This is a genomic window from Chryseobacterium sp. YR221 (assembly GCF_900176315.1).
In the GTDB taxonomy this organism is placed as follows: Bacteria; Bacteroidota; Bacteroidia; order Flavobacteriales; family Weeksellaceae; genus Chryseobacterium; species Chryseobacterium rhizosphaerae.
In genome coordinates, this window is the sequence record NZ_FWXM01000007.1 from 77,067 (window position 1) to 100,390 (window position 23,324).

The 23,324-nt window shown below is 37.7% G+C and carries 23 protein-coding genes; 19 read left to right on the forward strand and 4 right to left on the reverse strand.

From position 1 onward, the window contains the following. Window positions 1-8 precede the first annotated feature (8 nt). The 3 genes from metI to B8967_RS19090 are packed head-to-tail and all read right to left on the reverse strand — an operon-like array spanning window position 9 to window position 2,703. Complete coding sequence (gene metI / locus B8967_RS19080) at window positions 9-665, reverse strand: methionine ABC transporter permease MetI (protein WP_047486644.1); 657 nt, start codon at window positions 663-665, stop codon at window positions 9-11. Continuing rightward, window positions 658-1,686: a methionine ABC transporter ATP-binding protein gene (locus B8967_RS19085; RefSeq protein ID WP_047486640.1), complete on the reverse strand. Its 1,029-nt coding sequence runs from the start codon at window positions 1,684-1,686 to the stop codon at window positions 658-660. The genes metI and B8967_RS19085 overlap by 8 nt, the downstream gene beginning before the upstream one ends. Window positions 1,687-1,704: 18 nt before the next feature. Beyond that, on the reverse strand, window positions 1,705-2,703 hold the full coding sequence (locus tag B8967_RS19090) for an EamA family transporter (RefSeq protein WP_084087235.1): 999 nt from the start codon (window positions 2,701-2,703) through the stop codon (window positions 1,705-1,707). Window positions 2,704-3,336: 633 nt separating this feature from the next. On the opposite strand from B8967_RS19090, the gene B8967_RS19095 reads away from it, so the two are divergent. From B8967_RS19095 to B8967_RS19175, 17 genes are all read left to right on the forward strand, one after another. Then, complete coding sequence (locus tag B8967_RS19095; protein WP_084087237.1) at window positions 3,337-4,089, forward strand: SDR family NAD(P)-dependent oxidoreductase; 753 nt, start codon at window positions 3,337-3,339, stop codon at window positions 4,087-4,089. Between the two features lie 15 nt (window positions 4,090-4,104). Then, window positions 4,105-4,539, forward strand: a complete 435-nt coding sequence (locus tag B8967_RS19100; protein WP_084087239.1) for a MarR family winged helix-turn-helix transcriptional regulator — start codon at window positions 4,105-4,107, stop codon at window positions 4,537-4,539. A gap of 211 nt (window positions 4,540-4,750) precedes the next feature. Further along, window positions 4,751-5,683, forward strand: coding sequence for a ring-cleaving dioxygenase (locus tag B8967_RS19105; RefSeq protein WP_084087241.1), 933 nt, complete (start codon window positions 4,751-4,753; stop codon window positions 5,681-5,683). Window positions 5,684-5,750: 67 nt separating this feature from the next. Continuing rightward, the gene (locus B8967_RS19110) at window positions 5,751-6,047 is read left to right on the forward strand and encodes a GNAT family N-acetyltransferase (RefSeq protein ID WP_047486631.1); all 297 of its coding nucleotides are present in this window, start codon (window positions 5,751-5,753) and stop codon (window positions 6,045-6,047) included. A 165-nt stretch (window positions 6,048-6,212) separates the two neighbouring features. After that, window positions 6,213-7,172 carry a VOC family protein gene (locus B8967_RS19115; protein WP_084087243.1) on the forward strand — a complete coding sequence of 320 codons (960 nt, stop codon included), beginning with the start codon at window positions 6,213-6,215 and terminating at the stop codon, window positions 7,170-7,172. After that, on the forward strand, window positions 7,172-7,792 hold the full coding sequence (locus B8967_RS19120) for an alpha/beta hydrolase (protein ID WP_084087245.1): 621 nt from the start codon (window positions 7,172-7,174) through the stop codon (window positions 7,790-7,792). The genes B8967_RS19115 and B8967_RS19120 overlap by 1 nt, the downstream gene beginning before the upstream one ends. A 106-nt stretch (window positions 7,793-7,898) precedes the next feature. Continuing rightward, a complete protein-coding gene (locus B8967_RS19125; RefSeq protein WP_084087247.1) occupies window positions 7,899-9,509 on the forward strand; it encodes a Na+/H+ antiporter in 1,611 nt (536 codons plus the stop codon). A 152-nt stretch (window positions 9,510-9,661) separates the two neighbouring features. Next, window positions 9,662-9,973 carry a hypothetical protein gene (locus tag B8967_RS19130; RefSeq protein WP_084087249.1) on the forward strand — a complete coding sequence of 104 codons (312 nt, stop codon included), beginning with the start codon at window positions 9,662-9,664 and terminating at the stop codon, window positions 9,971-9,973. 10 nt (window positions 9,974-9,983) lie between these two features. Continuing rightward, entirely contained in the window at window positions 9,984-10,568 is a 585-nt protein-coding gene (locus tag B8967_RS19135) for a Crp/Fnr family transcriptional regulator (protein WP_047486617.1), read from the forward strand. Window positions 10,569-11,237: 669 nt separating this feature from the next. After that, complete coding sequence (locus B8967_RS19140; RefSeq protein ID WP_084087251.1) at window positions 11,238-12,113, forward strand: pirin family protein; 876 nt, start codon at window positions 11,238-11,240, stop codon at window positions 12,111-12,113. 38 nt (window positions 12,114-12,151) lie between these two features. Then, complete coding sequence (locus B8967_RS19145) at window positions 12,152-12,841, forward strand: hydrolase (protein WP_047486610.1); 690 nt, start codon at window positions 12,152-12,154, stop codon at window positions 12,839-12,841. A gap of 60 nt (window positions 12,842-12,901) precedes the next feature. Further along, entirely contained in the window at window positions 12,902-14,674 is a 1,773-nt protein-coding gene (locus B8967_RS19150; protein ID WP_084087253.1) for an amidohydrolase, read from the forward strand. 161 nt (window positions 14,675-14,835) lie between these two features. Next, window positions 14,836-15,267, forward strand: a complete 432-nt coding sequence (locus B8967_RS19155; protein WP_084087255.1) for a DoxX family protein — start codon at window positions 14,836-14,838, stop codon at window positions 15,265-15,267. Then, window positions 15,264-16,631, forward strand: a complete 1,368-nt coding sequence (locus B8967_RS19160) for an alginate export family protein (protein ID WP_084087256.1) — start codon at window positions 15,264-15,266, stop codon at window positions 16,629-16,631. The genes B8967_RS19155 and B8967_RS19160 overlap by 4 nt, the downstream gene beginning before the upstream one ends. A gap of 251 nt (window positions 16,632-16,882) precedes the next feature. Then, window positions 16,883-17,611 (forward strand): M17 family peptidase N-terminal domain-containing protein, encoded by a 729-nt coding sequence (locus tag B8967_RS19165; RefSeq protein ID WP_084087258.1) that lies wholly within the window; start codon window positions 16,883-16,885, stop codon window positions 17,609-17,611. Beyond that, the gene (locus B8967_RS19170) at window positions 17,611-18,126 is read left to right on the forward strand and encodes a hypothetical protein (RefSeq protein ID WP_047486593.1); all 516 of its coding nucleotides are present in this window, start codon (window positions 17,611-17,613) and stop codon (window positions 18,124-18,126) included. Before B8967_RS19165 ends, B8967_RS19170 begins: the two co-directional genes overlap by 1 nt. Before the next feature lie 125 nt (window positions 18,127-18,251). Next, entirely contained in the window at window positions 18,252-20,378 is a 2,127-nt protein-coding gene (locus B8967_RS19175) for a type IA DNA topoisomerase (RefSeq protein ID WP_084087260.1), read from the forward strand. Between the two features lie 1,052 nt (window positions 20,379-21,430). On the opposite strand, the gene B8967_RS19180 is transcribed toward B8967_RS19175, so the two are convergent. Further along, window positions 21,431-21,832, reverse strand: coding sequence for a hypothetical protein (locus B8967_RS19180; RefSeq protein ID WP_228406259.1), 402 nt, complete (start codon window positions 21,830-21,832; stop codon window positions 21,431-21,433). Window positions 21,833-22,127: 295 nt separating this feature from the next. On the opposite strand from B8967_RS19180, the gene B8967_RS19185 reads away from it, so the two are divergent. Continuing rightward, the gene (locus B8967_RS19185; protein WP_047486584.1) at window positions 22,128-22,550 is read left to right on the forward strand and encodes a PaaI family thioesterase; all 423 of its coding nucleotides are present in this window, start codon (window positions 22,128-22,130) and stop codon (window positions 22,548-22,550) included. 121 nt (window positions 22,551-22,671) lie between these two features. Further along, complete coding sequence (locus B8967_RS19190; RefSeq protein ID WP_047486581.1) at window positions 22,672-23,016, forward strand: phage holin family protein; 345 nt, start codon at window positions 22,672-22,674, stop codon at window positions 23,014-23,016. Window positions 23,017-23,324: the final 308 nt, after the last annotated feature.

Below are 23,324 nucleotides of genomic sequence, written 5' to 3' on the forward strand. Positions count from 1 at the left end.
CACACTTTCTATCTGTGATCAAAGCTTTTTGACAGCCGATCTCCTGCAAACTGTATAATAAATACCAACAGAACAAGTAAAACCAATACCGTATTCATGATTACAATATCATAACCAATATACCCGTATTGATAGCCAACCTGTCCCAATCCGCCGGCACCTACCGCACCGCCCATCGCAGAATAACCTACCAGAGTAATCAAGGTGATGGTGGCATTATTGATAAGTGAAGGAAGGGCTTCAGGAAGTAATACTTTTCTGATAATCTGAAAAGGGGAAGCTCCCAACGCTCTGGCTGTTTCTATCAAACCATGAGGAACTTCAATAAGGCTGTTTTCCACTAATCTTGCAATAAACGGAGCAGCTCCTATACTTAAAGGAACCAATGCTGCGTTAACTCCAATGGACGTTCCTGCTAAAATTCTTGTAAAAGGAATCATCCATACAATTAATATAATAAAAGGAATGGCACGGAAAATATTCACCAAGATGGAGAGTGTTCTGTGATAAACCGTATTTTCCAACAGCTGACCTTTTCTTGTTAAAAACAGTAAAATCCCAACCGGAAGACCCAAAACGAATCCAAAAAATCCGGATACGAATGTCATATAAATTGTTTCCCAGGCTCCTTTTGCTAAAAGAGCAATTACCGTATCACTAAGCATATCCTTTTACTGTATTTTGAATTTTGTTTTGATTGAAATAATAGATGGCCTGTTGATTTTCGTCTTCTTTTCCCTGAAGTTGAAGCAGCAGTTTTCCAAAGTTGGAGTTTCCAAGATATTCTACATCAGCCTTCAAAAGTTTATAGGGAATTTTATATTGAGTATATAATGTTGAAAGAAGTTCCTCAACACTTATATTTTCGTTGAGTTCTATTTCGACCAGCGGAAATAAACCATCCTGTGGTTCTTTCTGAAGTCTGTTATTGAGTTCCTGTGGCAGGGTCATGTTATCTGAATTTATAAATTGTCGGATTACCGGATTTTCCCGATCCGAAATAATCTCACTTAATGTTCCTTTTGCTAATAATTTTCCTTTGTCTATCACGGCAACGTGGTTGCAGACTGCTTTGATAACCTCCATTTCGTGAGTGATAAGGAGGATGGTAATTCCCAGTCTTTGATTGATATCTCTTAACAGCTGTAATATAGACTGCGTAGTGGCAGGATCAAGAGCACTGGTGGCTTCATCACAGAGTAAAAGATGAGGGTCATTGGCTAATGCCCTGGCAATGGCAACTCTCTGTTTCTGGCCTCCGGAAAGGCTTCGCGGATAATCATGGGCCTTATCCTCAAGGCCTACAATTTTAAGAAGCTCATTTACCTTTCTATTAATCTGATCTTTATTTGCATGATCCAGCTCCAAAGGAAGAGCTATATTATCAAAAACAGTTCTCGAAGAAAGAAGATTGAAGTGCTGGAAGATCATCCCAATTTTTTTACGCTCTTCAGCCAGTTGCTTTGAGCTTAGTTGAGTGAAATCTTTTCCGTTAATAATAATCTGTCCTTCGTCCGGTCTTTCCAACAGATTTACCGTACGGATCAGGGTACTTTTTCCTGCTCCTGAAAATCCGATAATTCCTACGATATCTCCTTTCTCTATAGTGAGGCTCACACGATCCAGCGCCTTGAAAGATTGCTTTTTCTGATGGAATGTTTTTGATATATTTCTGATTTCTATCATTCTGATGTCTTATACTATTTAAATAGGCTGGTATCGTCTGCCTGTTTTATTAAAAAATCGTTTCACTCTTCTTAACTTCACTTTTGACCGTTTTGAAAGTTTAAAATATTTGGTGACATTTGTCAACAATACTCCCAGCAATATGATGGATAAACCATACAGCTGACCTCCATTGATGCTCTGATTGGCAACAATCCAGCCTGCAATAACCGTTACAATAGGGTTAATGTAGGTGTGGGTGCTTACCAAAGCGGCGGGTTTTACGGACAATAGCCAAATGTACGACAAATAAGCGACTATAGATCCAAAGAAGATCAAAAACAGAACACCCAGCCATGCTGATAATGGGATGGCGGAAACTGAAAAACTAGTCCATTCTTTACGTAAAAATGCAATAAGAAAAGAGGCTAATCCAGCTACTATAAGCTGTTGAGCAATATTCATAAAAGTAGATTGCGAAGCTGGGTTTTTCTTTGAATATAAAGAACCCAATACCCAGGCTATAGAACTTAATCCTAACACAATAAAAGCGGTGATGCGGAGATGACCGTCAGTGGCTGCATGTGCTGCCGTTGAATTGACACTTCCTTTTAAAAATAATACCAATCCTACAAAACCAATCACCAATCCTATCGGAATAAACTTATCTGAAAAATAATATTTCCAGTTCTTTCTGTCAATGGCAATAAACCAAAAAGGTCCGGTTGCAATAGAAATGGCCGCTTCCGGTGCCGTTACATACTGCTCTCCCCAAGCCACAAGACCTGTTCCTCCGGTAAGAATTAAAATACCGGTAATTGCATTTTTTTTCCAGTTGATTAGTGTATTGGCCTTTTCTCCTTTGGACAGGAGATATCCTATCATCAGAATTCCTGCAACCAGAAATCTTAATCCCGAAAGAATGAACGGAGGAAAACCTTTCAAACCAAATGATATGGCTAAAAATGTAATCCCCCATATTACATAGATGTTGGTAAATGCCAATGGGACCAGCCATTTGTTTTTAGAAGTGCTCATTGTTATTTTTTTAATGTTGTTTGTTGTTAATAAAAAAGGCTCTACAATGTTGTAGAGCCTTTAAAAAATATGTTATATAAAAGTAAGGTCATCCACAGTATTCTTGATGTATAGGCATACAGATACACAACATCATGTTTTTGATGGTATGTTTCTTTATTGAATTATTTTTTAATTCTGCCTTCATTTTATTTTATTTCCTGAATACGATTGCAAATATATAATATAATTTTTATTAGTCCACAAAAAAAGTAGACTTTTTGAATATTAATTTATTGTTAATGGTTTAATTTACTGTAAATGAGTATTTTGCATGTATGTAATTTTTTATTATAGGTTTTGTTTTAATAGTTTTTAATTCATTTTTTGTGGAAATGTGAGGGTAGGTTCTGTTATGAAATAATTAAAATAAGGTTGATATTTTAAGAATTACGTAAAATGTAAGGAATGGCTATCATCTTCTTTTTCTGTTGCTCTTTCACCTTACCAATCAAAAGAGAATAATGTTTTAAATAGTTATTTATCAGATTGTTATATAAGTAGTGGTAAATTTAACATTATTTATGACTAGACATTGATGATTAGTCATTAATTTTGGAGTGAGAATTTTATTAATTTAAAAAACAACTTATTATGAAACGTTTTGAAAACAAAGTAGCGTTTATTACAGGGGGAAACTCCGGAATAGGTAAAGCTGTGGCTGTCTTGATGGCAAGAGAAGGCGCAAAAGTGATGATTGCTGACATTCAGGAAAATAAAGAAACATTGGAAGAAGTTCTGAAAGAAGGGACTGATGCCAGATTTATTACCTGTGATGTTTCTAATCCGGAAGATGTAGAAAAAGCTGTTGCAGAAACCATTGAAATATTTGGAAGTCTGGATATAGGGGTAAATAATGCAGGAATTGTAGATGCGTCTCCCATTCATGAAAAATCAATAGAAGAGTGGCAGCGTGTGATCAATATCAATCTGAGTGGTGTTTTTTATGGCATGAAATATCAGATTGCCCAGATGAGAAAGCAGAAAACCGGAGGGGCGATCGTGAATATGGGATCTATTATGAGTCAGGTTGCGGAATTTGGAATCGGCTCCTATGCTTCTTCAAAACACGGTCTGGTGGGACTTACAAAAGTAGCTGCATTGGAAAATGGCACGAATAATATCCGTGTTAATGCTATTGGCCCAGGCTATATAGAAACCCCTTTATTAATGGATAATGCTGCGCAGAATGTTGAATACAGATCCTATATGGAATCTAAGCATGCAATGAAAAGATTAGGAAAACCTGAAGAAATTGCAAAAGTAGTCTTATTTTTGGCTTCAGATGATGCAAGTTTTTGTACAGGAGCCTATCTTCCTGTAGATGGCGGCTATCTGGTACAGTAATTTATAAATAATACAATGGAAAAAGATCTTCAGGAAATACCTCTCCGCCGGAAACTCGGCATCAGTATGGTAGAAACTTATAATAGTGTTTATGAGCAGTCTCAGGAATTTTTTGCAAAATATGGACTTACTTCACAGCAGTATAATGTACTTTCTATTCTGTATGATGCAGGAACGCCACTGTCTACGTCAGCTATATTAAAGAGAATGCTGGAGAAGAATGCCGGAGTTTCCAGGTTGGTAGATCGTCTTATAGCTAAAGATCTTGTAGAAAAGAAGGTGAATCCGGAGGACAAACGTCTGATCGATGTACAACTTACGGGTAAGGGTGAGGTTTTATACCATGAGGTTTTTACGGCACTTCCGGATGTGGATGCAGTATATAAGAATTTGACTGATACTGAAGTAGAATTGCTTATGACTCTTTTGTCAAAGATTAGAGAGAGTTGATATCAGATTCAGAATGATGAACACTTCTCAGGTTGTATAGAAAATACAGCAATAACAATGATCCGGGAACCGGACAAATCACTTAGTCAATTACTTGAAATTTTTTGACTCCTGAAAATTCAGCTCTATGCTGGATTTTTTTTTACATTTATTAAACTAGTTAAATGTACAGGATTTCTATGGTCCATAATTTAGCATCAAAATTAAAGACATGGACAATAGAATATTAGGTCTGCATCATATCACAGCTATTGCAGACAACGCCAAAAGAAATTTAGATTTTTATACCCAGGTTTTAGGGGTAAGACTGGTCAAGAAAACAGTCAATTTTGATGATCCGGGAACGTATCACTTCTATTTTGGAAATGAAAACGGAACACCAGGAACTATTCTTACTTTCTTTCCCTGGGAAGGAATTGGTCAGGGTACCAATGGAAGGGGTATGGCTACTCATATTGGATATTCAGTTCCGAAAGGAAGCCTGGAATTTTGGAAAAGCCGTCTTCAAGGTTTTAATGTAAATCTGGAGGAAGGGGAAATCTTTGGGGAAAAACTGATCTCTTTTAAAGATCCGGATGGCCTGCAGTTACAGTTTATAGAACCATCCGCTGAGGATCACCGGAAAGTATGGACTACTGATGATCTCAAAGAAGAGCATGCTTTAAAGGGATTTCATAATGTCACTTTAAGTCTAAAAAAAGCTGATCCTACCCTTAAAGTTTTAACGGATATTTTAGGATATGATCTGCAAAAACAGGAAGGGGAAAGATACAGACTGGCAACAGATGCTATCGATACAGCCAATCTCGTAGATATTATTGAAAGTGACAGCATTCCATCCGGAAGGAATGCTGCCGGAACCAATCATCACATTGCTTTTAGGGTAAAAGACGATACTGTTTTAATGGAATACCGTGAAAAAGTATTATCGGCAGGCTTAAGTATCACTCCTAAGATCAACAGAGATTATTTTTACTCACTCTATTTCCGTGAGCCCGGAGGTGTATTATTTGAAATTGCCACAGACAATCCGGGGTTCACTGTAGATGAGCCACTGAATGAACTGGGTACTCATCTGAAACTTCCTCTACAGTATGAAGGAATGCGTGATAAAATAGAAGAAGCCTTACCGAAGTTATCATAGATCATTACTTAAGTCTTATAAACACCCTAATTTTGACATTCATAATAATTCTATAAATAATACAAAAATGGAAAGAACAGAAATAGTTTTAGAAGGAAGAAAAGGAGAAATTCAACTTTTCTCTGATGATCTTAAAGCAGGAAAAATGGACATTTCAGTAATTGGAAAAAAACTGACGGTCTACCATACTGAGGTGAATACGGAATATGAAGGGAAAGGCTTTGCCAAAATTTTATTGGAAAGACTGGTTTCTTATGCGAGAGAAAACGATTTGAAAATTGTACCCTTGTGTCCCTATGTTCATGCACAGTTCAAACGTCATCCGGAAGAATATAATGATGTGTGGATGAAAGAAGTGTTGTAATGAATGACGAGTAGGGGATAGAAGAGATCTCAACTTAGCGTATTTACCAATTTGCCTGATCGTCATTTTCCCCTTTCTTCCTGCGTTGGAATAATCCGGAAATAGATTTGGAAACTTCACATTACAACAATCAGTCAATAATTTTAATTTTCAATTTTCAACTTTATGAAACTTATCACAGGATTGCACCATGTTACGGCTATTACCGGCAATGCTCAGGAAAATATAGATTTTTATACCGGAGTTTTAGGACTTCGATTGGTCAAGAAAACAGTCAATTTTGAATACTCTGATGTTTATCATTTCTATTTCGGCGATGAATATGGAACGCCGGGAACTATTTTGACCACTTTTCCTTATGGTAGAGATCTGATTAACGGAAGACATGGCAAAGGAATGCTGAATACTACTGCTTTTTCGGTTTCTATAGATGCATTGGAGTATTGGACAAATCGTCTGGATCAGTTTAATATTCAATATAAACAGCCACAGCAAAGATTGTCTGAAGAAGTTTTTATTTATCTTGAAGATTTTGACGGGTTAGGATTGGAGTTGGTTTTTAATGATAAAGACCAAAGAAAAGGATATAACAACGGCTATATTCCCAAGGAATATGCGTTAAAAGGAATTCACCATGTGGAAATCTGGCAGGATGCCTATGAAAGAACAGCTGCCCTTTTAACGACTCAGATGGACCATAAAGTTATTATTGAAAGTGCTGACAGACTGAGACTGGGAACAGAAGATCTGCCGGGACACTATGTGGATCTTTTGTATATGCCTAATGCATTAAAGGGGTTGGCAGGAAGAGGGACTGTTCATCATGTAGCTTTTGCCACTCCCGATGCACAGTCACAACTTGAGATGGTAGACAGGCTCAATGCTTTCGGTTTGGAACATACGGAAGTGAAAGACCGGAAATATTTCACATCAGTATACTTTAAAGAGCCCGGTGGTGTGTTGTTTGAAATTGCCACTTCAGGTCCGGGATTCGATGTCGATGAAGAAGCTGCATCATTAGGGGAAGATTTGATGTTACCGAAACAATTTGAAGAACAGAGAGAACGTTTAACACAAGTTCTTCCAACAATCAATTATCCAACAGAAAAATTCAGATCGAAATAATGAGCCATATTTTAAACATAAAAACAGCAGGAATACCATTAAAGCAGGCAGAAAAAGCCTTGATTATGATTCACGGACGCGGTGGAAGTGCTCAGGATATCCTGAGTTTGTCCCAACATCTGAATGTAAAAGACTATGCATTACTAGCCCCACAGGCTCTGAATCATACCTGGTATCCTTATTCGTTTATCGCACCGGTGGATCAGAATGAGCCCTGGTTATCATCTGCCCTGGAAATGGTAGGAGAGACAGTAAAAGTTGCCACAGATGCAGGGATTAAACCCGAAAATATTTATTTTTTCGGATTTTCCCAGGGAGCGTGTCTTACATTGGAATTTTTGGCCCGCAATGCACAAAAATTAGGTGGAGCGGTGGCTATTATCGGAGGAGTGATTGGTGATAAGATCAATCGCGATCACTATAAAGGTGATTTTGCAGCAACGCCGGTTTTGCTAGCAACCAGTAATCCTGATTTTCATGTTCCTGTAGAAAGAGTCTATGCTACAGCCAATATTTTAAGAGAAATGAATGCTGAGGTTACCGAAAAAGTGTACGCCAACTTCGGACATTCCATTAATCAGGAGGAGATGGAACTGGCGAATTCAGTTATATTTAAATAAATTAAAAGATAGTATTGTCGAAATTCAGTAGAGGTGGGCTTTAGCCCACCCGACAATATATCATCAATCCATAGGCTTTAGCCAAAACTTATACCCTCTAAAGAAGATGCATGAACAACTACTTTTAATACTAGCACTTTTATTACTCGTTATGATGCTGGTGATGCTGGCACAGCGCATAAGGATTGCTTATCCTATTTTTCTGGTACTTGCGGGATTAGGAATCAGTATGATTCCGGGAGTACCTGTTTTAAAGCTGGATCCCGATATTATATTTTTAATCTTTTTACCTCCCCTTTTATATGAGGCGGCATGGTATACTTCATGGAATGATTTCTGGAAGTGGAAACGCCCCATCAGCTTGCTAGCCTTTGGGCTGGTTTTTCTGACCTCTCTGGTCGTTGCTTATACTTCACAGCTTCTGATCCCCGGTTTTACCCTGGCATTAGGCTTTTTATTGGGAGGTATAGTTTCACCACCCGATGCTGTTGCCGCAGCCACTGTATTAAAAGGATTAAAGGTTCCCAAACGCACCCTTGCCATATTGGAAGGTGAAAGTCTGATCAATGATGCCTCGTCACTGATTGTTTTCAGATTTGCTTTAGCTGCGGTAATGACCGGAGCTTTTTCAATGCATGAAGCCACCGGCCAGTTTTTTCTTGTGGCAGGAATGGGTATTGTTGTAGGAATTATCGGAGCTCATATTTTTTACGCCATTCATAAGTTTTTACCTACCACCCCGGCAATTGATGCTGCTATTACGGTAATTACGCCTTATATTTTATTTCTTTCCGCAGAGCATTTCCATTTTTCAGGAGTGATGGCTGTGGTAAGCGGAGGACTTTTTATGTCATTTCGTGCCCATGAGATTTTTAAAACCGGAACGACAAGAATTAATATGACGGGAGTCTGGAATACGTTAATCTTTGTAATGAACGCTTTGGTCTTCGTATTAATAGGACTTGAGCTTCCGGATATTATCAATGGTTTAGGAGAAACCTCTTTAATGGAGGGCATAAAATATGGTTTGATTATAAGCGGTATTGTCATTGTGGTTCGTCTGTTATGGATTTATCCGGTGGCTCATCTTCCAAGATGGTTGAGTAAAAAAGCTCGACGTGATCCAAGCCCGGGATGGAAAAATCCTTTGATCATCGGTTGGGCCGGGATGCGTGGCGTTGTTTCTCTGGCAACAGCCTTATCTATTCCGGTTATGATGAATGAGCAGTCTCAGTTTCCCATGAGAAACCTGATTATTTTTATCACGTTTATTGTTATTTTTGTGACGCTGGTTTTCCAGGGACTTACCTTGCCTTTAATCATTAAATTAACTAAAATAGAGGAAATAGATCCTATTTTACCTTCTCATGAGCAGCAGGCAGGAATTCAAATGAGACTTGATCAGCTGGCAATTGACAGGCTGAGTAAAGAATATGAACCTACGGTAAGCAGTAATAACCTGGTAGAGAACCTAAAAAAAGCATTGGAAAATGATATTAAACTCCACCAAAACCATCTGAGCTCTATTGAAATGTGCACGAACAGACAGAATGATATGAAGGAATATCATAAGATCATGCTCGATATTATTGCATTACAGAGAAAAGATTTATTCAAAATGAAACGTGAAAAATTATTCAGTGATGATGAGATCAGAAAAACCGAATCCCAGCTGGATTTGAATGAATTGAAAATAACGGGGAATAAACATTTGTAGAGGAATTGAGAGTTAAGAGTTGAAAGTAAATAACTACGAAAGTAAATTACTTATTATCCTTACACTTTCCGGTTTCATACATTACATCACTTTTAGCTTTAAACTCTCAATCATCAACTCTTACCCAATAAGAACCATAAATCCTAAACTTAATGAAAACATTACATTTTTTAGTCATCGGAAAGAATCAGGAAATTCTGGATGTTTTACAACGCATTATAGGAAATAACGAGGGCTGGACGTCTGAGATTCAAAGTGATGAAAATGCCAGTTATGACTATATAACAGAAAATAAGGTAGATATCGTTCTTTTAAGTTCCGGATTATCTGATGACTTTGAGAAAGAGATGAAGATATTCTGTGCCCATTTAGATAAAGATGTTAAAGTGATTGACCATTATGGAGGAGGAAGTGGACTGTTAAAGAACGAAGTTTACAGTCTTTTTCCTAATTTGCAGGGGTAAACTTTAATTTATGTTTGAAAATATCATCAGAAATATTGAACGATTCATCACTATAAGTCCGGAAGAAGGGAAAATTTTTACAGATGCTCTGGTTTGCCAGACATTTCCCAAGAAAACCGTTTTATTAAGAGAAGGAGAAATCTGCCAGTTTGAAGGATATATTCATAAAGGATGTGTAAGAATGTACTGTTTGGATGATAGCGGTTCTGAAGTGACCTTATTGTTTGCCATCGAAGATTGGTGGATCAGTGATATTGCTTCTTTTCATGAGCAAAAGCCCTCGAAAGTATATATTGAAACCCTGGAGGATTCAGAAATTTATATGTTGAATCCTACGACCAAAGAGAAATTATTACAGGAAATTCCCAAGTTTGAAAGAGTTTTCAGGATGTTGGTACAGCGGAATTTAACGACCCTGCAGAGCCGCCTGGTGAATACCATTTCAAAGACTGCCTCGGACAGATATATTGAATTTATCAAAGTATATCCGTCCATACCCCAAAGGGTTGCCCAGTATTATATTGCTTCCTATTTAGGAGTGTCAAAAGAATTTGTAAGCACGATCAGAAAACGCTTGGCTTCAAAAGAGAAGTAAGCAGGACAGGTGAATTTTTCACCACAGATTACTCAGATGAACACAACTGTTTATATCTAAACCGTAAACTCTGTCAAATTATTTGATGTGTATCAAAATCTGCGTCATCTGCTCGAAAAAATATCAACCACAAATCGAAGATTATCTCCTTTCAGTCGATGAATGTTATTTCGACGTAGTCAAAAGTCACAAAAGTTTTAAACACTTAAGATTTATAAAGTGACTATCACACTGCTGAAAAGTACACTTAAGCTTTTCAAAATCTATAATTTTCGTGGTGAATATAGTGAATATTACAATGGAAGCTTCTATATTCCCCTCCTCCGGAGGGGTGGCGAAAATTCAAAGAATTTTTGACGGGGTGGTTAATGATGTAAATTTTTTTTTAACCATAGAATAGTATGAATATTTCTTGGTGAAATCTACTTGAGCTGCTCAATCTGCGAGATTCATAAAAAACTCATCCCTTACATTGGAAGTCAACAATTTTATTGAAGATAAAATCTTTAAACCTTTGCGCTATACCAGCTGCCAAAGCAGTGTATATACCGGATATTTTTATATCCGGATTTTTTTTGCTGAAAAGTGATTTATTAAACTAGTTAAATGTGCAGGGTTTTTCACCACTGTACATTTGTCCTATCAAAAACAAACAAATAATAACTCGATATGGACAGAAAAGATTTTTTAAAGAAAGGTTTATTAGGAACAGGAATGTTTGTAGCATCAGCTTCTCTTGGAAATACCATGAAAAATGAGATTGATGAAATCGAACCACTAGAACCTATCGGATACAATCATTTACCGAATACGGAATCAAAAATTAAAGACAACTCTGTCATCCATAAAGCAGATTCACGGGGAAAAGCGGATCACGGATGGTTGCTAAGCCAACACACTTTCAGCTTTGCCAACTACCATAATCCTGAAAGAATGCATTTCGGAGTACTGAGAGTTTTGAATGATGACAAAGTAGAAGCGGGGAGAGGATTTGGAACTCATCCTCACGACAATATGGAAATCATCAGTATTCCTCTGGAAGGAGATCTTGAACATAAAGACAGCATGGGCAATACAGCCGTTATCAAAAGCGGGGATATCCAGGTGATGAGTGCAGGAACCGGAATTATGCACAGCGAATTCAACAGAAATAGTGATCAGCCGGTCAAATTTCTCCAGATCTGGGTGTATCCCAATAAAAGAAATGTACTCCCAAGATACGATCAGATGACATTAGATAAAACAAAAAGCCAAAACCAATTTCAGCAGATCCTTTCTCCAAATACCAATGACGAGGGAGTCTGGATTCATCAGGATGCATGGTTTCATCTGGGAGTTTTTGAAAAGGATAAGACAGTCAATTATCAGATCAGGAAACAGGGAAACGGAATCTATGCTTTTATCCTTAAAGGAAGTGCCGAAATCGAAGGCCAGCCAGTAGAAGAAAGAGACGGGTTCGGAATGTGGGATATCAAAGATTTAGATATTAAAATAACCGGGGAAGAAACGGAAATCCTATTGATGGAAGTACCTATGACTTTATAAAAATAACTCAATAACAAACAACATTTAAAGTAAATATTATGAAAAAATTAATCCTATCATTTGTAACAGGTTTACTCTCGTTAACAGCAACAGCTCAAAATCCTGGAAAATCATTATTAAATCCTGGCAACCATGCCTTGGTACTTATTGATCACGAAGGGCAGATGGCTTTTGCAACCAAAAGCATAAGCATGGAAGAGTTGAGAAATAATGTCGCCCTGGTAGCTGGAGGATCAAAGATTTTTAATGTGCCTACAGTGGTAACAACTGTGGCTGAAAAATCATTCAGCGGACCTGTTTTTCCTGAAATTTCAGCAGTATATCCGGAAGCAACAAGCGGATATGTAGACAGAACAACCATGAATACCTGGGAAGATCTGAATGCTCACAAAGCCATTACCGGAAAGAATAAAAAGAAATTGGTTTTTGCAGGATTATGGACCAGTGTATGTATCGTAGGACCTGTTTTATCCGCAATAGACGAGGGATATGATGTGTATGTCGTAACGGATGCTTCAGGTGATATTTCTAAAGAAGCCCATGATCAGTCGGTTACCCGAATGGTTCAGGCAGGAGCACATCCAATCACTTCTGTTCAGTATGTGTTGGAATTGCAGAGAGACTGGGCAAGAAAAGAAACATACAAACCGGTAAATGATCTGATGAAAAAATATGGTGGAGCTTATGGTATCGGAATTCAGTATGCTCAGGAAATGCTAAAACATTAATGGTATCTGCTGCGGCAGGCCGAAAGTCTGCCGCATTCTTCAAACTTAAATAATATGATAATGAAATTACTGAATACACTTATACTTTCCGCCGTCTTAGGCACAGGAGTCTTACATGCTCAAAAAGCGGATATGATTATTACCAATGGAAAAATCACAACCATGGATGATAAAAATCCTGAAGTACAGGCTGTCGCCATAAAAGACCATAAAATTTTACAAGCGGGAACAAATACCCAGGTTTTAAAATTAAAAGGTGGCAATACAAAGGTTATTGATGCCAGAGGAAACAGAGTTATTCCGGGATTGTTTGACAGCCATCTGCATGTGATTCGTGGAGGAAGATTTTACAATACAGAACTTCGTTGGGATGGCGTGAAGTCTTTAAAAAGAGCATTGGAAATGCTGAAAGAACAAGCACAGAGAACACCGAAAGGTCAATGGGTAAGAGTGATTGGTGGTTGGAATGAATATCAGTTTGAAGAAAAGCGACTTCCTACATTGGCTGAGATTAATGAAGCGACAGGAAATGTACCCACTTTTATCATGTATCTCTATGGGAAAGCCTGGTTGAACAAAGCCGGATTAAAAGAACTGAGCATCAATGAAGATACGCCTAATCCTGCACAAGGTTTAATTGAGAAAGACAATAATGGAGATCCCACAGGATTGCTGGTGGCTGAACCCAATGCCTTCATTCTTTATTCAACACTTGCCAAATTACCGGAATTGAAAGAAGAAGAAAAAGTAAATTCTACGCTTCAGTACATGACCGAGCTGAACAGACTGGGGGTAACAGCTGTAATGGATGCAGGAGGAGGATTCCAGAATTTCCCGGATGACTATGGAACAACAGATCAACTGAACAAAGAAGGGAAAATTACCGTTCGCCTCCCTTATTATTTATTTGCACAGAAAAAAGGTTCAGAGCTTGAAGATTACACCAAATGGGTAGGAATGGTTGATATTGATGACCATAGTCATAACGATTTCAATGAAATAGATTATCATGTTAACGGAGGAGGTGAAAATCTGGTATCAGACGGAGCCGATTTTGAAAACTTCCTTTTCCCAAGACCGGAACTTCCTGCTACCATGGAAAAAAATATGAAAGATGTGGTACGTCTTCTGGTTAAAAACAAATGGCCTTTCAGAATTCATGCGACCTATAATGAAAGTATCACAAGATTTTTAAATGTCATTGAAGAGGTTAATAAAGAAACTCCCTTGAACGGATTGATCTGGTTTATTGATCATGCCGAAACCGTAACCGAAGACAATATGAAAAGAATTAAAGCTTTGGGAGGAGGAATTGCCATACAGCACAGAATGGCTTATCAGGGAGAAAGCTTCATCCACAGATACGGTAAAAAACCTGCTTTAGCTTCCCCACCTGTGAAAAAAATGCTTGAAATGGGAATTCCTGTAGGCTTGGGAACAGACGGTACCCGAGTGGCGAGCTATAACCCATGGGTTGCCTTATACTGGATCACAACAGGGAAAACAATCGGAGGAAATCAGGTGATGGCTAAAGAAAATACCCTGGACAGAAAAACGGCTTTATCACTTTCTACTTATCAAGGTTATGAATTAATAAAAGACTCTCAGAAAGGGAAAATACAAAAGGGATATTTTGCAGACCTAACCATTTTAGATAAAGATTATTTTATGGTTAATGATGAAGAAATTAAAACCATTACTTCAAAACTCACCATCGTTGATGGCAAAGTAGTCTACGGAGATGAAACTTATAAAACAGCTGCTCCGGCACCGCTTCCTGTCATTCCGGACTGGTCACCTGTGAAATACTACGGAGGTTATCAAACAAAATAATTTTAAACCACAAAAGCTACAACCACTTCAACTGAAAGGGCAAAAATTCCCCTCCTCTGGTGGGGTGGCAAAAATTCAAAGAATTTTTGACGGGGTGGTCAACCCAGCATTAATACAGTCACGACAATCAATTTAATCCATAGCCAAAAATTATTCAAATCATGAAAAAAATAATCCATATCATCACCAATACAAATCCGGGAGAAAAATTAACCGATACAGCACTTTTAGTGTTCAGAGTTTTACTTTCAGTGGAATTAATCGTAGCCCACGGATTAAAAAAATTAGGAATAGGTGTTTCAGAAGCAGAACAGGTTCCGAACCCTCTGCATCTTCCGGAAGTATTCAACAGTCTTTTTGCCGATGCTGCCAACCTGGTATTTCCTGTATTTGTAATCCTGGGCTTTTTCACAAGAATTGCAGTATTACCCATTCTGGCGGTGACACTTACAGGTTATTTTATTCTCCATTGGAATGATGCATTACTGGTAAAAGATACGCCCTTTATGTACAGCTTGTGTTATCTGCTTTTACTGTTTATGGGTTCGGGGAAATATTCGGTGGATAATTATTTAAGAAAGATATCATCATGAGAAAACTGATTGCCATCGTACTGTTTCTGCAGACTTTTATTCCCGTTCAGCTTTCTGCCCAGTTTAAGCTGATGAGGTTTGATGAAGATTATGCTGCCTATAAAGACTCTGCAAAGACCTTTTACAATTCCATAAAATATATTCCCCTTACAGAAAAAACTAATAATTATTTGTCGCTGGGAGGAGAAGCAAGACTGGAATTTGTTGATTTTAATAATGAAGATTGGGGAAGGATGGGAATTGGAAGCAATCCTTTTCTGATTCAGAGATATAATGTACATGCAGATCTGCATCTGGGCTCACGGGTAAGAATTTTTGGACAGGTGAGAAGTGCATGGGAAAATGGAAGAAAGAACGGTCCAAGGCCTATTGATGAAGACCATTTGAATATTCAGAATCTTTTCATTGATGTTGATGTTCTGAAAAATGAAAAAGAAAAGCTTACAGTGCGTCTGGGAAGACAGGAACTGGATTATGGAAGTGGAAGACTGATCTCCGTGAGGGAAGGTCCCAATTTAAGACTCTACTTTGATGGATTGAAATTCATGTATAAAAGAGGAAACTTCAGATCTGATGCCTTTATGATGGCAGCCAGCGAAATCAGTCCGGGAGCATTGGATAACAAATCTTCAAAATCAATTAATCTTTGGGGAAGTTACAATACATGGATTATTCCCCGAAGTGGAAACCTGGAGTTGTATTATTTGGGAATTCACAGAAAAGAGGTACGCTTTGAAGATGGGTTTTCCGATGAAAACAGGCATACTTTCGGAGGAAGGTTCTGGAGATATGGGGGAGGTTTTATTTATAATTTTGAAGCGGCCTATCAATTCGGGAGCTTTAATAAAGGAAATATCAGCGCGTGGACGGCTTCTGCAGACATAGGGTATATGTTTGAAAATGTAAAAGGAAGACCAACTATTAATTTTAGAAACGACTATATCTCTGGAGACAGCAATAAAGGGGACGGAAAATTGGGAACATTTAATCCTCTCTATCCGAAAGGAGGCTATTTTGGATTTAATCCTCAGATTGGCCCTGTGAACTTAATTGATATTCATCCCTACGCCACCATTGATCTAAGTAAAAAAATAACAGTGCAGGCAGACGTAGTTTTCAACTGGAGGTATTCTACCCAAGATGGGATTTACAGACCCAGCGGAACATTGAATCTGCCATCCTCCAACTCCAAAAAGAAATACATTGGAACGGCCTTTTTAGGAAGCTTTAATTATAAGATCAATCCATTTTTAACCTTTAATACAGGAATACAATACTTCAATACCGGTGCATTTATCAATGAGGTGATTGACAGCCACAAAGACGGTCTCTTCATTAACTCCAGAATCGTATTTAAATTTTAAAAGAGAAATATATCATCACAAAAAAATATAAAATACCCGACAATCCTTAACCCAGTAGCTCGGATCCCGAATCTCGTAACCCACAATGAAATTATCCCACATCAATGTCCATCTTCACCACAGAAACTACCTTTGAAAAAGAAATAGCCGGAGCGAAGCGACTTGCGTCTTAAAAACATAAACCTTAAAGAACTTAGCGCCATTGCGTTATCCAAAAAACAAAAAACAAACAATAACTAAAAATAAATCACATGAAAAATACACTAAAACAATCACTGGTAATTGCAGCTTTAGCATTATCTACACTCAACTTTGCACAAACCACAACTGCAGCTCCTGCGAAAACAACAGCCATCGGAACTTCCAAAACCTGGGGAACCGTAGACGGAATTTCCATGATAGGATTGGTACAAGGTCCATCATCTGCTGACGCCCAGCTTCAGGTAGCCTGCGTTTTTGAATATACGGAAGGAGATATTTTTAACGCTCAGGCTTTACCCGCTAAATTAAATGGATTGGTTCACCTGGATGAAGCTTTAAAAGGAGAATTAACCAATATCAGAAAATTAGGCCAGTTTCAGGGACATTCTTTAGAAACCCTTTTGATTACCCCACCGGCAGGATCGATGTCCGCAAAGAAATTATTGCTGATCGGTTTAGGTGACCGTAAAAAATTCACACCCGATTTAATGACTTCCGTAGGAGAAGTGGCAGCCCGTGAAGCTATGAGATTGGGCGTTACCAATTTTGCCTTTGCCAGTGACCTGAAAGATGCAGGAATAGATTCTCCAACCGCTTTGGTAGCTGGAAACGTAGTCAAAGGAATTGTTCATGCTAACCGCTCTGAAACTTATCTGAAAGAGCATAAACTTTCCGCTACAAAAAAATTAGAAAAAGTATATCTGCTGGCGGGTCCTGCTTTCTTTGAAACTGCAGGCGGAGGAATTACTGATGCCATTTCAGAAGTCCAAAAGAAATAATGAACTTAGTTTCATTAATATTGTTGATCCTGCCCCCTTTTGATAAGGGGGCTTTTTGTTATATTTACTTTTTAAGAAATGATATGGGATTAGGACTTGAAATAAGTTTTCTGTTTGATAAAGAGGAGCCTCTATGGCAATATCTAGACCTGAGAGATCGATGCCATTTTGACGGAAGAGAAGGCTTAAATCTGGTGATGACCGGTGATGGTATGGAAGATGATGACAGGTTATTGTGTCAAATAGAAAGAGTCTTACATATAGACTTGAAGATATTGGATTTCTGGAATTTTTATGAAGAATATATTGATCTGGAGGTTTTAAAATCTAATCTGGTACAATTGAAAAATGCATTGAAAAACCAACCTGATTTCTATAAAAAGATAACGTATGGACATGATATTGAAGAAGGTTATCTGAAGGAGAAGTTTGTTGAGGACGTGAATTTTCTTATTGAAAGGTTGGATCTGAATATAATAAATGGTGCAGAAAAAGTAATGTTTGTTAGTTCATAATTATTAATATTGCTGGCAGGTTTGGGATACTCGTGCCAACAACTTATCAAAGATCAGCTCCCAACTAAATTAGCTAAATCCAAAAAAAATCCCGATTTTTGCACCCCTACAATAAACCCGAGTTCATGAAATTATGTATTGCCGAGAAACCCAGTGTTGCCAGAGATATCGCCAAAGTATTGGGCGCTACCACGCCTAAACAAGGTTATATGGAAGGAAACGGCTATTGCGTAACATGGACGTTCGGACATCTTTGTACCTTAAAAGAACCTCACGACTACGGCCCGCAATACAAATCATGGAATTTGTTTCTGCTGCCTATTATTCCCAGCAGCTTTGGGATAAAGCTTATTCCGAATAAAGGCGTAGAAAACCAGTTTAAAGTTATTGAAAGATTGGTAGAAGAATGTGATGAGGTCATTAACTGTGGGGATGCCGGGCAAGAGGGAGAATTGATCCAGCGTTGGGTACTGCAGAAGGCAAAATGCAACAAACCGATCCAGCGTTTATGGATTTCTTCACTAACGGAAGAAGCTATCAAGGAGGGTTTTGCTAGCCTGAAACCCGCTGAAGATTATAAAAACCTATACCTGGCCGGAAATGCAAGAGCTATAGGAGACTGGCTGTTAGGAATTAATGCGACGAGGCTTTTTACCAAAAAATTCGGAGGAAACAAAGCCGTTCTTTCTATAGGAAGAGTGCAGACTCCCACACTGGCTATGCTGGTGCAGCGTCAGAAAGAGATCGATGCCTTTACTACAGAAGAATATTGGGAGCTGAAAACGAAATACCGTGATGTTATTTTCAATGCTGCGATTGACCGTTTAAAAACCTTGGAAAGAGCTGAAAAAGGGCTGGAATACCTTAAAGTAAACCCTTTTGCAATCGTTTCTTTCGAAATAAAAGAAGGAAAAGAAAAGAATCCAAGACTTTTCGATTTGACGGGACTTCAGGTAGAGGCCAATAAAAAATATGGATATTCCGCAGAAAACACGCTGAATTATATCCAGAGTCTCTATGAGAAGAAGCACGTAACCTATCCTCGTGTTGATACCACCTATCTATCCGAAAGTTTATATCCGAAAATAGGAGGGATTCTTCAGAAAATGTATCCTTATCAGGACCTGATTGCTCCATTATTAGAAGCTCCGATTCCAAAATCGAAAGCTGTTTTTGATGATACCAAAGTAACCGATCACCATGCGATCATTCCTACAGAAATCCCACCTTCTCAGAATCTGAGCAGGGAAGAAAAACTGATTTATGATCTGATTGCGAAACGTTTTATTGCCGTATTCTATCCGGAATGTAAAATTTCCAATACTTTGGTGGAAGGAAAAGTAGGAACCATCCCTTTCAAAACAAGTGGAAGACAGGTTCTTGAAGCAGGATGGAGAGCTGTGTATTCAAAAGAACCTAAAGAAGAAACCACAGATAAGGACAAAGAAAAAGAGGAAGAACAGACCATCCCCGAATTTATCGTGGGTGAAACAGGACCTCACGATCCAATGATCCACCAAGGGAAAACGACGCCTCCCAAACCCTATACCGAAGCAACATTGCTGCGTGCGATGGAAACTGCAGGGAAACAGGTAGAAGATGAAGAACTGCGTGAAATGCTGAAAAACAACGGAATCGGAAGACCATCTACCCGTGCCAACATCATCGAAACCCTTTTCAAAAGAAAATATATCGAAAAGAAAAGGAAAAATCTGATTGCTACCCAAACCGGAATTCAGTTGATTGATACCATCGAGGATGAACTTCTAAAAAGTCCGGAACTGACAGGTGAATGGGAATCAAAACTTCGTAAAATTGAGAAAGGTGAATATGAAGCCAATCTTTTTAAAGAAGAACTGATCCAGATGGTAACGGAACTTACCGAAAAAGTGGTATATGGTAAAGGAAAAGTGATTACCCTACAGGAAGAAGAGAAAGAAGAGGTGAAGGAAAAGAAAAAAAGAGAACCTGCACAGAAAAAAGAACTTCAGTCCTGGGAAGAAACAAAATGTCCAAAGTGTAAAGAACATAATCTGATTAAAGGAAAAACAGCAGTTGGATGTTCCGATTTCAAAAACTGTGGTTTTAAAATTAGTTTTGAAATTTTTGGAAAAAAACTGTCTGATAAGCAATTGATGGATCTGGTGTTAAAAGGGAAAAGCTCAAAACTAAAAGGCTTCAACACTCACCCGGAAGGATTAACAGAAGGAGTTCTGACTTTAAGTGATGATTTTAATGTATTGCTTTCCTAAGGCTTATACAAAATTTCCTTCAGAATTATAAATAACAGATTTTGTCTGTCCACTCATTTTGTCATTCCGTAGGAATCTAAACATAGAATATTAGCATAATAAGAAATAAAAATCTGCTTAATCTGCGAGAGAACATATCCACCACAAATCGAAGATTCGACGTAGTCAAAAGTCACAAAAGCTTTATACACTTAAGATTTTATAAAGTGGCTAGCAAACTGCTGAAAAGTACACCTAAGCTTAATGAAAATCTTTGATTTTCTTCTCAAGTGAACTTCTTATATATAATAATTTTTGCTCTTTCTCAAGTGAACTAAAGTGTTAGAAAAATATATCGTTTTTAGAGTCAATATCAAGCTGAGAAATACACCTAATTTTTCATGAAAATCCTTGATTTTCTTGTGTATACAAATCTAGATTCCTTCAGAATTATAAATAACAGATTTTGTCTGTCCACTTATTTTGTCATTCCGCAGGAATCTAAGCATAATAAGAAATAAAAATCTGCTTAATCTGCTCAATCCGCGAGAGAACATATCCACCACAAAAGTCACAAAAGCTTTATACACTTAAGATTTTATAAAGTGACTGTCACACTGCCAGGAATTCCACTTAAGTCTCTGAAAATCTACTACTTTTGTATTTGATATAATGAATATGACAATGGAAGTTTCTATATTCCCCTCCTCCGGAGGGGTGGTGAAAATTCAAAGAATTTTTGACGGGGTGGTTAACTAATACAAATTTGTTTTTTTACTGCAATTCGAAGATTATCTCCTTTCAGTCGATGAATGTTATTTCAACTTAGTCAAAAATCACCAAAGCTTTATACACTTAAGATTTTATAAAGTGACTAGCAGGCTGCTGAGAAGTACATCTAAGTTTCATGGAAACCCTTGATTTTCTTATATATGTTTAGATTCCTACGGAATGACAAGGGGTGTGGATAAGCAAAATATTCGCCTCAGGAAGGTTAGCAAAAATTCAAAGGATTTTTGACGGAGTGGTGATCTAGCCACAAAACACCTGTCATATTTCTATCAATTTAAAAATTATCTGAACAGCCTGTCATACCATCCACTAATGTCTTTTTTAATAGACTCATGGTATTTGCACAGGACCTGAGCCAGCTCCAGATCGGATCTTTCAGACTTATATGTGTTCAAGGTAAGATATCCGTAAAAATTTCCATCCTGATCAACAATAGCCGGAGGGTAGGAGGCATAAGAGTTCCAGGGAGAGTAGGTGCTGTATGGACTTCCATAATTTCCGTAGGTATTCCAGATTGATTTTGAACTGTATACATTTCCATAGTCCCCGTAAGTGTTCCACACCGAATCCTTATTAAAAGTATCACAGTTTAAACATCCCAGGTATTGGTTTTGATCGGAACCTCCATATAAAGATAAGGTCTGGGCTTGAAAAGCACAGTACATCAGAATGCTTACGAACAAAAAAAATCTTTTAAAATCCATATGACCACCGCTTGAGTACAAAGCTAAACTTTTTATCTCGTAAAAATAAACCAGCCTAATAGGTTTTAAAATCCGTAAAGTTTAATTTATATATGTATTAAATACATTACGGTTTTCATTCCGGGCAATTTTCTTCTTCACAAAACATTCCCCTTACAATAATTAAGAATCCTTTGTTGCTGGAAATAAATATATACCTATCATTCAATTTTTAGCCTTTTCATTCTTTACTTTTTAAATCAATCTTTACATTTACATCCAAATTCAAAAAGCAATGACTCCAGAGAAAACAAAACTTATTACAGACAGCTTCAACCGGTCAGAAACATTGAAATTCTACAGGGCAGAACTGCTGGAAGTGGAAACTGATTTTATTTCTATAAAAATTCCTAAGATGGAAATGATGACCCGGAAAGCGGGGATGTTCAACGGAGCAATGATCGCTTCTTTAGTGGATGTTTCTTCAGGATATGCAGCGGTGAGCCATTACAAAGAGGATTGCTATGTGGTGACGGTTGAGCTAAAGGTGAACTATTTACGGCCTGCAATGGGTGATGCCCTGATATCAAAATCATATGTCATTAAAGGAGGGACCAAAATCAGTGTGATCAGAACGGAAATTTATGTTCAGAATGAAGGTTTAGATTCAGACAGCCATGTGGCCACTTCATTGGTGACCATGATGAAAATAAAATAAAAGCTTTACGGTTGTAAAAGGCCAAAATATTCTTTAAACAAAGGGATTTTATTGGATTATTTTTACCGGAATGGAATGGCTTTTGCTCCATAACCCCCATAAACATTAAAAAAATAATAATATGAACTTAATTATCAGATTATTTGTTACAGCGATAGTTGCCTATCTTTTAACAAAAGTTTTACCGGGAGTCCATTTTGAAGGATTTTCAACGGCCCTTATCTTTGCCATTGTACTGGGAGTCCTGAATATCTTTGTGAAACCTATTTTAAGTCTTTTCGGACTTCCTCTTACCATTATTACATTAGGCTTCTTTGCCCTGGTAATTAATGCGGCAATTATTATGCTTGCAGATTATTTTATAGACAGTATGGTGGTAGATGGTTTCTGGTGGGCATTTATATTTAGTATTCTATTGTCCATTGTCACTTCTTTGGCAAACTCAATGTTCTCAGATGGAGAGTAATTGATTAACAATACAAATGAAAAGGTCCGTTGGTTTTTACTGACGGACTTTTTTTGTGGGTACTCCCGAGCCATGGGATTGTGAGACTCCTGTTTAACCATTTCCCTCCTCCGGAGGGGTGGCGAAAATTCAAAGAATTTTTGACGGGGTGGTTAAAAGGTATTTTCACACTTTACATACAGAATATACTAAGATATCTCATAAATACTAAGAGAATATAAATTTTAGTGTTAATTATTTCGGTCATTTTTATTTTAAATATTAACTTTGGCAATCTTTGAATCTAATAAAAGGATTTTATGAAACCA

What these genes read in the sequence shown, in the direction of transcription:
- metI (WP_047486644.1), bottom strand. Translation starts at nt 665, where the DNA reads ATGCTTAGTGATACGGTAATTGCTCTTTTAGCAAAAGGAGCCTGGGAA.
- B8967_RS19155 (WP_084087255.1), top strand. Translation starts at nt 14,836, where the DNA reads ATGAAAAAAATAATCCATATCATCACCAATACAAATCCGGGAGAAAAA.
- B8967_RS19135 (WP_047486617.1), top strand. Translation starts at nt 9,984, where the DNA reads ATGTTTGAAAATATCATCAGAAATATTGAACGATTCATCACTATAAGT.
- B8967_RS19110 (WP_047486631.1), top strand. Translation starts at nt 5,751, where the DNA reads ATGGAAAGAACAGAAATAGTTTTAGAAGGAAGAAAAGGAGAAATTCAA.
- B8967_RS19160 (WP_084087256.1), top strand. Translation starts at nt 15,264, where the DNA reads ATGAGAAAACTGATTGCCATCGTACTGTTTCTGCAGACTTTTATTCCC.
- B8967_RS19165 (WP_084087258.1), top strand. Translation starts at nt 16,883, where the DNA reads ATGAAAAATACACTAAAACAATCACTGGTAATTGCAGCTTTAGCATTA.
- B8967_RS19150 (WP_084087253.1), top strand. Translation starts at nt 12,902, where the DNA reads ATGAAATTACTGAATACACTTATACTTTCCGCCGTCTTAGGCACAGGA.
- B8967_RS19090 (WP_084087235.1), bottom strand. Translation starts at nt 2,703, where the DNA reads ATGAGCACTTCTAAAAACAAATGGCTGGTCCCATTGGCATTTACCAAC.
- B8967_RS19130 (WP_084087249.1), top strand. Translation starts at nt 9,662, where the DNA reads ATGAAAACATTACATTTTTTAGTCATCGGAAAGAATCAGGAAATTCTG.
- B8967_RS19100 (WP_084087239.1), top strand. Translation starts at nt 4,105, where the DNA reads ATGGAAAAAGATCTTCAGGAAATACCTCTCCGCCGGAAACTCGGCATC.
- B8967_RS19120 (WP_084087245.1), top strand. Translation starts at nt 7,172, where the DNA reads ATGAGCCATATTTTAAACATAAAAACAGCAGGAATACCATTAAAGCAG.
- B8967_RS19170 (WP_047486593.1), top strand. Translation starts at nt 17,611, where the DNA reads ATGAACTTAGTTTCATTAATATTGTTGATCCTGCCCCCTTTTGATAAG.
- B8967_RS19190 (WP_047486581.1), top strand. Translation starts at nt 22,672, where the DNA reads ATGAACTTAATTATCAGATTATTTGTTACAGCGATAGTTGCCTATCTT.
- B8967_RS19115 (WP_084087243.1), top strand. Translation starts at nt 6,213, where the DNA reads ATGAAACTTATCACAGGATTGCACCATGTTACGGCTATTACCGGCAAT.
- B8967_RS19085 (WP_047486640.1), bottom strand. Translation starts at nt 1,686, where the DNA reads ATGATAGAAATCAGAAATATATCAAAAACATTCCATCAGAAAAAGCAA.
- B8967_RS19185 (WP_047486584.1), top strand. Translation starts at nt 22,128, where the DNA reads ATGACTCCAGAGAAAACAAAACTTATTACAGACAGCTTCAACCGGTCA.
- B8967_RS19105 (WP_084087241.1), top strand. Translation starts at nt 4,751, where the DNA reads ATGGACAATAGAATATTAGGTCTGCATCATATCACAGCTATTGCAGAC.
- B8967_RS19140 (WP_084087251.1), top strand. Translation starts at nt 11,238, where the DNA reads ATGGACAGAAAAGATTTTTTAAAGAAAGGTTTATTAGGAACAGGAATG.
- B8967_RS19175 (WP_084087260.1), top strand. Translation starts at nt 18,252, where the DNA reads ATGAAATTATGTATTGCCGAGAAACCCAGTGTTGCCAGAGATATCGCC.
- B8967_RS19125 (WP_084087247.1), top strand. Translation starts at nt 7,899, where the DNA reads ATGCATGAACAACTACTTTTAATACTAGCACTTTTATTACTCGTTATG.
- B8967_RS19095 (WP_084087237.1), top strand. Translation starts at nt 3,337, where the DNA reads ATGAAACGTTTTGAAAACAAAGTAGCGTTTATTACAGGGGGAAACTCC.
- B8967_RS19145 (WP_047486610.1), top strand. Translation starts at nt 12,152, where the DNA reads ATGAAAAAATTAATCCTATCATTTGTAACAGGTTTACTCTCGTTAACA.